Below are 12828 nucleotides of genomic sequence, written 5' to 3'. Positions count from 1 at the left end.
CTGCTGTTGAAACTGCTGATTCTCGATCGGGACGGGGTGATCAATTACGACTCCGACGCTTACATCAAGTCGGTGGAGGAGTGGATTCCGCTCCCGGGTTCGATCGAAGCCATCGCGCAGTTGAGCAAGGCCGGCTGGACGGTAGCGGTCGCTACCAACCAGTCGGGCATCGCTCGCGGCTATTACGACATCGCCACCCTGGACGCCATGCACGAGCGCTTACGCTCGCTGGTGGCAGAGCAGGGCGGTGAAGTCGGGCTGATCGTCTATTGCCCGCACGGGCCGGACGATGGCTGCGATTGCCGCAAACCAAAGCCCGGGATGTTAAAAACCATCGCCGCGCATTACAACGTATCGCTGACCAATCTTTGGTTCGTCGGCGATACCCTTGGTGACCTGGAGGCCGCCAAAGCCGTCGATTCTCAGCCAGTTTTGGTAAAGACCGGGAAAGGCGAAAAGACTTTGGGCAAGACCCTACCGGTAGGCACCTTGATTTTTGACGATCTGGCGGCGATTGCCGCAGAACTTATCCACAACTAAGGCTCTTCTGACATCCTGGCCAAGGACTGATCGGGAGTGCGCTTGAATAGGCGGGCAGTGCCCGCAACGGTAAATGTCGCCATGTCGATACTGCAGGCCATCAGAACCTTCCTCTTTTACCTGCTGCTGGGCACCAGCTCCTTGCTCTGGTGCAGCCTGAGCTTTTTTATCGCGCCGTTTCTGCCGTTCAAGGCGCGGTATCGCTTCATCAACGTGTACTGGTGCCGCTGCGCCTTGTGGCTGAGCAAAGTTTTCCTGGGCATCAGCTACGAAGTGAAGGGCGCCGAGAACGTGCCTGACCAGCCCTGCGTGATTCAGTCGAACCACCAGAGCACCTGGGAGACGTTCTTCCTCTCCGCTTACTTCGAGCCCTTGAGCCAGGTGCTCAAGCGCGAACTGCTCTACGTTCCATTCTTCGGCTGGGCCATGGCCATGCTGCGACCGATCGCCATCGACCGCGACAACCCGAAAGCGGCGCTCAAGCATGTGGCGAAGAAGGGCGATGAACTGCTGAAGGATGGTGTCTGGGTTCTGATATTCCCAGAGGGAACGCGCGTTCCTTACGGCACCATCGGAAAATTCTCTCGGGGTGGTACCGCTTTAGCCGTCAACGCCGCACTTCCAGTGCTGCCGATTGCGCACAATGCTGGCAAGTTCTGGCCGAAAACCGGTTGGGCGAAGAAGCAGGGCGTCATTACCGTGATCATCGGCGCGCCCATGTATGCCGAGGGTAGCGGGCCGCGCGCGGTAGCCGAGCTGAATGATCGGGTCCAGGCCTGGAACGAGCAGATGCAACGTGAAATGGGCTCGCTGCCACCCGCCCCGCAAGCCCCGACTGCTACCGATCAAATGGCTGTCTGAGATTCTGTGGATAACCTGTGTACCGTTTCGTTGAAAAGCGTCTGATTTAGTTTGTAGGTTTATGATTTATATACATATTTCATAAACCCATAAAAAACCGAAAAAGGTGCATAAGTTTTTTTCGGGCGCAAAAAAACCGGCTGATATAGCCGGTTTTTTTATGCCTGCGATAACGTGTTTCAATCGTTGAACAACAGCAAGATTGATTGTTACCAAAGCCATTTACGGACAATAAAAAAGGCCAACGCTTGAGCGTTGGCCTTTTTCGTTTGGCAGGTTCGCTGGATCAGAAGTCCAGGTTAGAAACCGCCAAGGCGTTGCTTTCGATGAAGTCACGACGAGGCTCGACCGCATCACCCATCAGGGTGTTGAAGATCTGATCCGCGCCAATGGCGTCTTCGATGGTGACTTTGAGCATCCGGCGCTGTGCTGGGTCCATGGTGGTTTCCCACAGCTGATCCGGGTTCATTTCACCCAGACCTTTGTATCGCTGGATGGTGTGACGCTTGGTGCTTTCAGCCATCAGCCATTCAAGGGCTTCCTTGAACTCGGTAACCGGCTTCTTGCGCTCGCCACGCTGGATATACGCGCCGTCGTCCAGCAAGGTGCTCAGTTGAGCGCCCAGAGAAACAACAGTCTTATAATCGTTGCTGCCGAAGAAGTCGCGGTTGAAGGTGACGTAGTTCGACAAGCCGTGGGAGATCAGTTCGACCTCAGGCAGCCAGACGTTACGTTCACGGTCTTCACGCAGGCTGGCTTTGTAAACCAGGCCGGACTTCTCGACGGTGCGCAGGCGAACTTCGTACTGGGCCATCCAATCCTGCATTGCAGCGTGATCGGACAATTGCTCCAGGCTAACGGCAGGCAGGTAGATGAAGTGCTCGGTCAGCTCCTGTGGATACAGGCGCGACAGACGCTTGAGCGTCTTCATTACCAGACGGAAGTCATTCACCAGACGCTCGAGGGCTGGTCCGGAAATACCCGGGGCTTCCTCGTTCAGGTGCAGGCTCGCATCTTCCAGGGCCGACTGCGTCATGTACTCTTCCATGGCGTCGTCGTCTTTGATGTATTGCTCTTGCTTGCCCTTCTTTACCTTGTACAGCGGTGGCTGGGCGATGTAGATGTAGCCGCGCTCGATCAGCTCCGGCAACTGACGGAAGAAGAAGGTCAGCAGCAGGGTACGGATGTGCGAACCGTCGACGTCAGCATCGGTCATGATGATGATGTTGTGGTAACGCAGCTTCGCGATGTTGTACTCATCGCGGCCAATGCCGCAGCCCAGCGCGGTGATCAAGGTGCCCACTTCTTGCGAAGAGATCATCTTGTCGAAGCGCGCCTTCTCGACGTTCAGGATCTTGCCCTTGAGAGGCAGGATGGCTTGGGTCCGACGGTTACGTCCCTGCTTGGCGGAGCCGCCAGCAGAGTCACCTTCCACGAGGTACAGTTCGGAAAGGGCAGGGTCTTTTTCCTGGCAGTCAGCCAGCTTGCCCGGCAGGCCGGCGATATCCAGCGCGCCTTTACGGCGGGTCATCTCACGGGCTTTACGCGCCGCTTCACGAGCGCGAGCCGCATCGATCATCTTGCCGACGACCAGTTTGGCTTCGTTCGGGTTTTCCAGCAGGAAGTCGGAGAAGTACTTACCCATTTCCTGTTCGACCGCGGTCTTCACTTCGGAAGAAACCAGCTTGTCTTTGGTCTGGGAGCTGAACTTCGGATCCGGCACTTTTACCGAGATGATCGCGGTCAGGCCTTCACGGGCATCGTCACCGGTGGTCGCGACTTTGTGCTTCTTCGCCAGACCTTCGGCTTCGATGTAGGTGTTCAGGTTACGCGTCAGAGCGGAACGGAAACCCACCAGGTGAGTACCACCATCGCGCTGTGGAATGTTGTTGGTGAAGCACAACAGGTTCTCGTTGAAGCTGTCGTTCCACTGCAAAGCGATTTCCACGCCGATGCCGTCTTCGCGTTGGATGTTGAAGTGGAACACCTGGTTGACTGGGGTCTTGTTGGTGTTCAGGTATTCAACGAACGCACGCAGGCCACCCTCGTACTTAAACAGCTCTTCCTTGCCGCTGCGCTCATCCTTGAGGACGATGCCGACACCGGAGTTGAGGAAGGACAGTTCACGAATCCGCTTGGCCAGGATGTCCCAGCTGAAGTGGATATTCTTGAACGTCAGGTCGGACGGTTTGAAGTGGATCTGAGTGCCGGTGGTTTCGCTCTCACCGACGATTTTCATCGGCTCTTTCGGAACACCGTGGATGTAGGTCTGTTCCCAGATCTTGCCACTGCGGCGAACGGTCAATACCAGCTCTTCGGACAGGGCGTTCACAACCGACACACCTACACCGTGCAGGCCGCCGGATACTTTGTAGGAGTTGTCGTCGAACTTACCGCCGGCGTGCAGCACGGTCATGATGACCTCGGCTGCCGAGACGCCTTCTTCTTTGTGCACGTCTACCGGGATACCACGACCGTTGTCGCGAACGGTGATGGATTCGTCCGGGTGGATAATGATGCTGATGTCGTCGCAGTGGCCAGCGAGCGCTTCATCGATGGAGTTGTCGACTACCTCGAAGACCATGTGGTGCAGACCGCTACCATCGTCGGTGTCACCAATGTACATACCGGGACGTTTGCGTACGGCATCCAGGCCTTTCAGCACTTTAATGCTCGTTGAGTCGTAGGTATTCGTATTTTCTTCGCTCAATGCCTTCACTCCCGATGGTCGTGGGTCTGGGTGATACGGCCCTGTTCCACGTGGAACAGAGCGACTGGCGTTTCCGTCTGCCAGCCTTCCCTCAATAATTCGTGATCTACACAGGTGATAAACACCTGGCAGCGTAAGTCTTCCAGCAAGCGGCAAAGCGCGCGGCGGTGGTGCTCGTCCAGTTCGGACGGCAGGTCATCCACCAGATAAATACACTGGCCGCGTCGGGCCTGGCTGACCAAGTGCCCTTGGGCAATCCGCAATGCACAGACCACCAACTTCTGCTGACCGCGAGACAAGATGTCCGCGGCGTTATGTGCGCCCAATCTAAGACGCAAATCAGCACGCTGTGGTCCGGCCTGGGTATGACCCATTTGCTGATCCCGCTGAAGGGACCCGGCGAGCACTGCACTCAGCTCTCGGTCTTTGTCCCAACCTCGGTAATAGCTGAGCGTTAAGCCCTCGAGCTCAACCAGTTCGCTCAAGGTCTGTTCAAAGACTGGTTTCAAGGCTTTGATATAAGCGCGGCGGTATTCATCAATTTCAGCGCTGGCCTGGCACAGTTCCCTGTCCCAAACCGCTTGCGAAACGGCGTCAAGTGTACCATGCCGCAGCCAAGAGTTTCTCTGGCGCAGGGCCTTCTGCAAGCGCTGCCAGGTGGACATGAATCGTGGTTCCACGTGGAACACGCCCCAGTCGAGAAACTGCCGGCGAATCTTCGGTGCGCCTTCCAGCAAGCGGAAGCTATCAGGGTTGATCAGCTGCAGCGGCAGGATTTCCGCCAGTTGCGCCGCGCTGCGAGCGTTCTGCCCATCGATGCGAATCTGGAACTCACCTTGACGGTCGCGGGAGATTCCCAAGGCGCTGTGCCTACCCTCCGCCAACTCCACCTGACCAAACACCGTACAGGCGAGCTGCTCGTACTGGATGACCGGTAACAGGCGGGTGCTACGAAACGAACGGGCAAGCCCCAGCAGATGAATGGCTTCCAGAACACTGGTTTTGCCGCTGCCGTTGGCGCCGTAAAGAATGTTGATTCGGGGGGAGGGGGAGAAGGTCACCGGGTGCAGATTGCGCACCGCGGTGACCGAGACGCGACTTAAGGACATCTAGCTTCTGCTGAGCATGATTACAGACGCATCGGCATGACAACGTAGGCCGAGTCGTCGTTGTCGGACTCTTGCACCAGCGCACTGCTGTTGGAGTCGGACAGGATCAGACGAACCTGCTCAGTCGTCATGACGCCCAACACGTCCAGCAGGTAGCTCACGTTGAAGCCGATTTCCAGATTGCCGCCGTTGTACTCGACGCCCACTTCTTCTTCCGCTTCTTCCTGTTCCGGGTTGTTCGCCTGGATCTTCAGCTGACCATTGGCCAGTTGCAGACGAATGCCGCGGTATTTCTCGTTCGACAGAATCGCGGTACGGCTGAACGCTTCACGCAGGGCCTGACGATCGCCGAGTACCAGCTTGTCGCCACCCTTCGGTAGAACGCGCTCGTAGTCCGGGAATTTGCCGTCGACCAGTTTCGAGGTGAAGGTGAATTCACCGGTGGTGGCGCGGATGTGATGCTGGCCCAGGACGATGCTGACAATGCCGTCCGGCTCAGTCAGCAGGCGCGCCAGCTCAAGGATACCTTTACGCGGCACGATGACCTGATGGCGATCCGGCTGACCGATATCGGCCTTCATCGAGCACATGGCCAGACGGTGACCGTCAGTGGCCACGGCGCGGATGATGCCTTCAGAAACTTCCAGCAGCATACCGTTCAGGTAGTAACGAACGTCTTGCTGGGCCATGGCGAAGCTGGTGCGTTCGATCAGACGACGCAGTTTGCTTTGCTCAAGGCTGCACGTCAGCGAGCCGGGGCCTTCTTCCACAGTCGGGAAGTCATTGGCCGGCAGGGTCGACAGGGTGAAGCGGCTACGACCGGCCTTCACCACGAGCTTCTGCTCGTCGACCTTGATGTCGATCAGCGCATCGTTCGGCAAGCTTTTGCAGATGTCCATCAGCTTGCGCGCAGGCACAGTGATGGAACCTGGATCGGCAGGCTCTTCGAGTTGTACACGACCGACCAGCTCGACTTCCAGGTCGGTACCGGTCAGCGACAGTTGCTGGCCTTCGACAACCAGCAGCACGTTGGAGAGCACCGGCAAGGTCTGTCGGCGCTCGACGACGCCTGCGACCAGTTGCAGGGGTTTCAACAGGGCTTCGCGTTGAATGGTGAAATGCATGGTCTAGTCCCTTGCCTTAATAAGCTGCGCTGGTGTTCATCAAGTGGTCAGTGTACGCAGCAGGTTCTTGTAGTCCTCGCGGATGTCCGCGTCGGATTCCTTAAGTTCGTTGATCTTGCGGCAGGCGTGCAAAACAGTCGTGTGGTCCCGGCCGCCAAACACGTCGCCGATTTCCGGCAAGCTGTGGTTGGTCAGTTCTTTGGACAATGCCATGGCAACCTGACGCGGACGAGCTACCGAACGCGAACGACGTTTGGACAACAAGTCGGAGATCTTGATCTTGTAGTACTCGGCGACTGTGCGCTGAATGTTATCCACAGAGACCAGTTTGTCTTGCAGTGCCAACAGATCTTTCAGGGATTCGCGAATCAACTCAATGGTGATATCGCGGCCCATGAAGTGCGAGTGGGCGATCACGCGTTTGAGCGCGCCTTCCAGCTCACGGACGTTGGAACGAATACGCTGGGCAATGAAGAACGCCGCGTCATGGGGCAGATCGACTTTGGCCTGATCGGCCTTTTTCATCAGGATCGCCACACGGGTTTCCAGTTCCGGCGGCTCGACGGCTACCGTCAGGCCCCAGCCGAAGCGGGATTTCAGGCGCTCTTCAAGGCCTTCGATTTCTTTCGGGTAGCGGTCACTGGTGAGAATGACCTGCTGGCCACCTTCAAGCAGGGCATTGAAGGTGTGGAAAAACTCTTCTTGGGAACGTTCTTTACGGGCGAAGAACTGAATGTCATCGATCAGCAACGCATCCACCGAACGGTAGAAACGCTTGAACTCGTTGATGGCGTTCAGCTGCAGGGCCTTGACCATATCGGCCACGAACCGCTCGGAATGCAGGTACACAACCTTGGCATTCGGATTCTTCTTTAATAGGTGGTTACCCACAGCGTGCATCAAGTGGGTTTTACCCAAACCAACGCCACCATAAAGGAAGAGCGGGTTGTAACCGTGCTTGGGATTGTCCGCCACTTGCCAGGCCGCAGCCCGGGCCAGTTGGTTGGACTTGCCCTCGACGAAGTTTTCGAAGGTGAAGGTGCGGTTCAGGTAGCTGGTGTGCTTGAGCGCACCTTCAACCTGCACCGTACGCTGTTCGGCGCGAATCGGTGCCTGTTGCGAACTGGCACCGGCCATCGGGTCGAAGCTGTCACGCGATGGCTCTTCATTAACCTCGGCAACTTTTTGCGTCGCACGCTTGGTCGGAGCGGCTACCTGGGCTGGCGCCGGGACGCTGACAGGTGCTTGAGCAGCCTGAGCCTGTGAAGCAGCGGCGGCCAACGGAGCATTCGGGGCGGCACGTGGTGCCGAACTGCGTTTGCTGCCTATTAATAAGGACAGCGCCGGCGCCATGCCATTGCCATGCTCATCCAGCAGTTCAAGGACGCGACCCAGGTACTTTTCGTTGACCCAGTCGAGAACAAAACGATTCGGTGCGTAGACACGCAACTCGTCGCCTTCGGCTTCGACCTGTAGTGGACGGATCCAAGTGTTGAATTGTTGGGCAGGCAGCTCATCGCGCAAAAGCTCCACGCACTGCTGCCAAAGTTCCACTGACACGGATATCCCCTAAGTTGAAAGCCGGTGAGGCAAAAACAAGCGGCCATTGTAGCCGACCAAGCCCCGACTTATCCACACGAAGGTTGTTCACCATCCATGAAGAATCAGCGATTTATACGAAAAAAAGACGACCAGCGGTCTGTGCATAAGCTCTGTGGATAACCGGGTCTAAGGTCGTTGCACAAGTGGGGGGGGAACTCGGTGGATAACCGCCCTGTGGATAAGTACCCCTTTCACACACAGCTTATCCGACAGCGCAGCACAGGCTTACCACCGTTTTCCACCGTAGTTGTCATTCTCTGTACATCACGACTTTAAAGGGCTGATGGCAGTTATCCACAGATGATCGTGTCCCTAGCTTTTATAAGCTTTACAGAAAAGCTTTAAATACTTTCCTTCTTAATTTCTATATCTAGCCAAGGAGCTCGGCAGGAAAAACGTCTGGAGATCTATTTATAAGGAAACGCTGGTTGGAAATTGACCTAGAGGCTTGCTTTCTCTAGAATCCCCGGTCTCTTAAAACGGGGGCCATTCCGGCCCGTTGTGGACGAACCAGGTAACACGACAATGAAACGTACTTTCCAACCAAGCACTATCAAACGCGCTCGTACCCACGGTTTCCGTGCTCGCATGGCTACCAAAAACGGTCGTGCCGTCCTGTCGCGTCGTCGCGCCAAAGGTCGTGCGCGTCTGGCAGTTTGATAATCCGGCACTGGAGGTGAGTCAGGACTTCAGTCGGGAAAAGCGTCTGCTTACTCCCCGGCATTTCAAGGCAGTCTTTGACTCCCCTACCGGCAAGGTTCCGGGGAAAAATCTCCTGCTCCTTGCGCGCAACAACGATCTCGATCACCCCCGTCTCGGGCTGGTTATCGGGAAAAAGAGCGTAAAGCTCTCCGTCGAGCGCAATCGCCTCAAACGTCTGATGCGCGAATCGTTCCGTCTGAACCAGGACTCACTGGCCGGCTGGGACATCGTTATCGTCGCGCGCAAAGGTTTGGGTGACGTAGAAAACCCCGAATTGATTCAGCATTTCGGCAAACTCTGGAAGCGTCTGGCACGCAGCACGCCGGTACCAGCAGTTAAAACCGAAACTGTAGGGGTAGACAGTCCCGATGCGTAAACTGGCACTCGTTCCGATCCAGTTTTATCGCTATGCCATTAGTCCTCTGATGGCCAGTCACTGTCGTTTCTACCCCAGTTGTTCCTGCTACGCGTATGAAGCCATAGAAAATCATGGCCTTCTGCGCGGTGGCTGGCTGGCCTTTCGTCGTTTAGGTCGCTGTCATCCGTGGAATCCCGGTGGTTATGACCCGGTTCCATCTATCCCTACCTCCCGTTCTTCTTCGATGGCCGAGTAATCATGGATATCAAACGCACGATCCTGATCGTCGCCCTGGCAATCGTGTCCTACGTTATGGTTCTTAAATGGAACCAGGACTATGGCCAGGCTGCCCTGCCGACTCAGAATGTTGCTTCCAGTACTACCGCACCGGGCCTACCGGATACGGCGACTGGCAATAATGCTTCTGTCAGTGACGACATTCCACGCGCCGCAAGCGATACCAGTGCAACTGCACCTGCTGAAACTCCAGTAGCTGCAAACAAAGACCTCATCCAGATCAAAACGGATGTGCTCAACCTGGCAATCGATCCACAAGGTGGTGATGTTGCGCAGTTGACGCTGCCGCTGTATCCACGTCGCCAGGACCATCCGGAAATTCCATTCCAGTTGTTCGATAACGGCAACGAGCGGACTTATCTGGCCCAGAGCGGTCTGATCGGCACCAACGGCCCGGACGCAAGTCCTGCCGGCCGTCCGGTTTACTCCTCGGAGAAGAAGATTTACCAACTGGCTGACGGTCAGGACCAATTGGTCGCAGACCTGAAGTTCAGCAAGGACGGCGTCAACTACATCAAGCGTTTCACATTGAAACGTGGCCTGTATGACGTAACCGTTTCCTACCTGATCGATAACCAGAGTGCTCAGCCCTGGTCCGGAGCAATGTTCGCGCAATTGAAGCGTGACGCCAGCTCCGATCCTTCTTCCAGCACTGCCACCGGCACCGCGACTTACCTGGGCGCCGCCCTGTGGACAAGTAACGAGCCGTACAAGAAAGTGTCCATGAAGGACATGGATAAGGCTCAGCTGAAAGAAACCGTTAACGGTGGTTGGGTTGCATGGTTGCAGCACTACTTCGTGACCGCGTGGATTCCGGCGAAAGGCGAGAACAACCTCGTCCAGACCCGTAAAGACAGCAAAGGCAACTACATCATCGGCTACACCGCTCCGGCAATGACTGTCGCGCCAGGTGCAAAAGCTGAGACCAGCGCCGTTCTGTATGCGGGTCCGAAAAGTCAGGCCGTGCTGAAAGAGTTGTCCCCAGGTCTGGAACTGACCGTCGACTACGGCATTCTGTGGTTCATTGCCCAGCCAATCTTCTGGCTGCTGCAACACATCCACGCGCTGGTCGGTAACTGGGGCTGGTCGATCATCTTCCTGACCATGCTGATCAAAGGGATCTTCTTCCCGCTGTCGGCTGCCAGCTACAAATCCATGGCGCGCATGCGTGCAGTGGCACCGAAACTGGCCGCGCTGAAAGAGCAACATGGCGACGACCGGCAGAAAATGTCGCAATCCATGATGGAGCTGTACAAGAAAGAGAAGATCAATCCGCTGGGTGGTTGCTTGCCAATCCTCGTGCAGATGCCGGTTTTCCTTTCGTTGTACTGGGTTCTGCTGGAAAGCGTTGAAATGCGCCAAGCGCCGTTCATGCTGTGGATTACTGACCTGTCGATCAAGGATCCGTTCTTCATTCTGCCGATCATCATGGGTGCAACCATGTTCATCCAGCAGCAGCTGAACCCGACTCCTCCGGATCCGATGCAGGCGAAGGTAATGAAGCTGATGCCAATCATCTTCACCTTCTTCTTCCTGTGGTTCCCGGCTGGTCTGGTGCTGTACTGGGTAGTGAACAACTGCCTGTCGATCGCCCAACAGTGGTACATCACTCGTAAGATCGAAGCAGCTACCAAAGCAGCTGCCTGATTTACACTGTGGATAACCACTCAAAACGCCCCCTAGTGGGGCGTTTTGCTATCTGTCACTTTTGTCTGGATAACGGTTTATGAGCGTTCCTCGTGAAACCATCGCCGCCGTCGCCACCGCTCAAGGTCGCGGCGGTGTGGGCATCGTCCGTATTTCCGGGCCGCTGGCGAGTGTTGCGGCCAAGGCCTTCAGCGGTCGTGAACTCAAGCCGCGATTCGCCCACTACGGCCCGTTCCTCAGTGAAAACGATGAGGTACTGGATCAAGGCATCGCCCTGTATTTTCCCGGCCCGAACTCATTCACCGGTGAAGATGTGCTGGAACTCCAGGGCCACGGCGGTCCGATAGTTCTGGATATGCTGCTCAAGCGTTGCCTGGAACTGGGCTGTCGGTTGGCCCGGCCGGGTGAATTCAGCGAGCGCGCGTTCCTCAACGACAAACTCGACCTGGCTCAGGCCGAGGCGATTGCCGACTTGATCGAAGCAAGTTCTGCACAGGCTGCACGAAATGCCCTGCGTTCCTTGCAAGGCGCATTTTCCGAGCGTGTGCATAACCTCACCGAGCAACTGATTGGCCTGCGCATCTATGTCGAAGCGGCGATCGACTTCCCTGAAGAAGAAATCGACTTCCTCGCCGATGGTCACGTACTGAGCATGCTCGACAAAGTGCGTGACGAGTTATCCACCGTATTACGGGAAGCCGGGCAGGGTGCCTTGCTGCGTGACGGGATGACAGTGGTGATCGCCGGCCGGCCGAATGCCGGTAAATCCAGCCTGTTGAATGCACTGGCTGGTCGTGAAGCCGCGATCGTCACCGAGATCGCCGGCACCACCCGGGACATTCTTCGTGAACATATCCACATCGATGGTATGCCGCTGCACGTGGTCGACACCGCAGGTCTGCGAGATACCGACGACCAGGTAGAAAAAATCGGTGTCGAACGGGCGCTGAAAGCAATCGGCGAGGCTGATCGGGTGCTGTTGGTGGTCGATGCTACGGCTCCTGAGGCACTTGATCCGTTCGCGTTATGGCCTGAATTTCTGGAAATCCGCCCCGATCCGGCGAAAGTCACGCTGATCCGGAACAAGGCTGACCTCACTGGCGAAGCCATTGCCCTGGAAGTCAGCGAGGATGGCCACGTCACCATCAGCCTGAGCGCCAAATCTGCAGGTGAAGGGCTGGAATTGCTGCGTGACCATCTCAAGGCCTGCATGGGCTATGAACAGACCTCGGAAAGCAGCTTCAGTGCTCGCAGGCGTCACCTTGAAGCGTTGCGTCACGCCAGTGCTTCCCTGGAGCACGGTCGTGCACAACTGACCCTGGCGGGTGCCGGTGAACTGTTGGCCGAAGATTTGCGACAAACCCAACACGCTTTGGGTGAAATCACCGGCGCATTCAGCTCCGATGACCTGCTGGGACGGATCTTTTCCAGCTTCTGTATCGGTAAATAATCTTCCCCATTGTCCACAGACAGGCCATTCGTGCCTGTCTGTTCCCCTCCTTTTCTTGAATTCTCCTCCAGTGCTGAGCTGATTCTTTCTGCTTAAGCGGTTTTTCCGTGTCCGGGATTTGCTCAATCTGCGTTTTTCTGTGGATTAAGCCCTGTGAATAACTGCCTCTAAGGGCAGTTGATAACAGGGCCTCAAAACTGAAGATAACCGCCCCTGTGGATAAGCACCCCTTTCATCCACAGGCTTAAACCGGTTATCCAAGGGCCTCCTTGGCACATGACCACAGGGTTTTGAATCTCTGTACATATTGAATATAAAGGTCTGTAGAGATCTATCCACAGAAATGTGCCTCAGTAGAAATAAACATAAAAACAAAGATTTAATAAATTTCTCTCTTTTTAATTTCTATAACCGCGACTTCTCCACAG

The 12828-nt window shown here is 56.0% G+C and carries 11 protein-coding genes; 7 read left to right on the top strand and 4 right to left on the bottom strand.

What is annotated here, in order from left to right; translation table 11 throughout:
- Positions 1 to 540, top strand: a complete 540-nt coding sequence (gmhB, locus tag ACMXYI_RS06985) for a D-glycero-beta-D-manno-heptose 1,7-bisphosphate 7-phosphatase (RefSeq protein ID WP_197281768.1) — start codon at positions 1 to 3, stop codon at positions 538 to 540.
- A gap of 81 nt (positions 541 to 621) precedes the next feature.
- A complete protein-coding gene (locus ACMXYI_RS06980) occupies positions 622 to 1401 on the top strand; it encodes a lysophospholipid acyltransferase family protein (RefSeq protein WP_415772405.1) in 780 nt (259 codons plus the stop codon).
- A gap of 286 nt (positions 1402 to 1687) precedes the next feature.
- Here ACMXYI_RS06980 and gyrB read toward each other — a convergent pair whose 3' ends face one another.
- From gyrB to dnaA, 4 genes are read right to left on the bottom strand one after another with little or no spacing between them, the layout of a single operon-like run.
- Positions 1688 to 4111, bottom strand: coding sequence for a DNA topoisomerase (ATP-hydrolyzing) subunit B (gene gyrB, locus ACMXYI_RS06975; protein WP_415772404.1), 2424 nt, complete (start codon positions 4109 to 4111; stop codon positions 1688 to 1690).
- A gap of 5 nt (positions 4112 to 4116) precedes the next feature.
- The gene (gene recF / locus ACMXYI_RS06970; RefSeq protein ID WP_415772403.1) at positions 4117 to 5220 is read right to left on the bottom strand and encodes a DNA replication/repair protein RecF; all 1104 of its coding nucleotides are present in this window, start codon (positions 5218 to 5220) and stop codon (positions 4117 to 4119) included.
- A gap of 20 nt (positions 5221 to 5240) precedes the next feature.
- Positions 5241 to 6344: a DNA polymerase III subunit beta gene (gene dnaN, locus ACMXYI_RS06965; RefSeq protein WP_008155702.1), complete on the bottom strand. Its 1104-nt coding sequence runs from the start codon at positions 6342 to 6344 to the stop codon at positions 5241 to 5243.
- Positions 6345 to 6383: 39 nt separating this feature from the next.
- Complete coding sequence (gene dnaA / locus ACMXYI_RS06960) at positions 6384 to 7904, bottom strand: chromosomal replication initiator protein DnaA (protein WP_415772402.1); 1521 nt, start codon at positions 7902 to 7904, stop codon at positions 6384 to 6386.
- A 567-nt stretch (positions 7905 to 8471) separates the two neighbouring features.
- Between dnaA and rpmH the strand changes: the two genes are divergently transcribed.
- From rpmH to mnmE, 5 genes are all read left to right on the top strand, one after another.
- Complete coding sequence (gene rpmH, locus ACMXYI_RS06955; protein ID WP_003213577.1) at positions 8472 to 8606, top strand: 50S ribosomal protein L34; 135 nt, start codon at positions 8472 to 8474, stop codon at positions 8604 to 8606.
- Positions 8607 to 8622: 16 nt separating this feature from the next.
- Entirely contained in the window at positions 8623 to 9024 is a 402-nt protein-coding gene (rnpA, locus tag ACMXYI_RS06950) for a ribonuclease P protein component (protein WP_031319201.1), read from the top strand.
- Positions 9017 to 9262, top strand: a complete 246-nt coding sequence (gene yidD / locus ACMXYI_RS06945; RefSeq protein WP_074872215.1) for a membrane protein insertion efficiency factor YidD — start codon at positions 9017 to 9019, stop codon at positions 9260 to 9262. The genes rnpA and yidD overlap by 8 nt, the downstream gene beginning before the upstream one ends.
- Before the next feature lie 2 nt (positions 9263 to 9264).
- Positions 9265 to 10950 carry a membrane protein insertase YidC gene (gene yidC, locus ACMXYI_RS06940; protein ID WP_123367459.1) on the top strand — a complete coding sequence of 562 codons (1686 nt, stop codon included), beginning with the start codon at positions 9265 to 9267 and terminating at the stop codon, positions 10948 to 10950.
- A 79-nt stretch (positions 10951 to 11029) separates the two neighbouring features.
- Positions 11030 to 12400, top strand: coding sequence for a tRNA uridine-5-carboxymethylaminomethyl(34) synthesis GTPase MnmE (gene mnmE / locus ACMXYI_RS06935; protein WP_415772401.1), 1371 nt, complete (start codon positions 11030 to 11032; stop codon positions 12398 to 12400).
- Positions 12401 to 12828 lie beyond the last annotated feature (428 nt).

It is taken from the genome of Pseudomonas lyxosi, assembly GCF_047758685.1.
GTDB classification, from domain to species: Bacteria; Pseudomonadota; Gammaproteobacteria; order Pseudomonadales; family Pseudomonadaceae; genus Aquipseudomonas; species Aquipseudomonas lyxosi.
The sequence above is the reverse complement of the archived record's forward strand: the minus strand, read 5'-3'. Positions and strand labels throughout refer to the sequence as shown.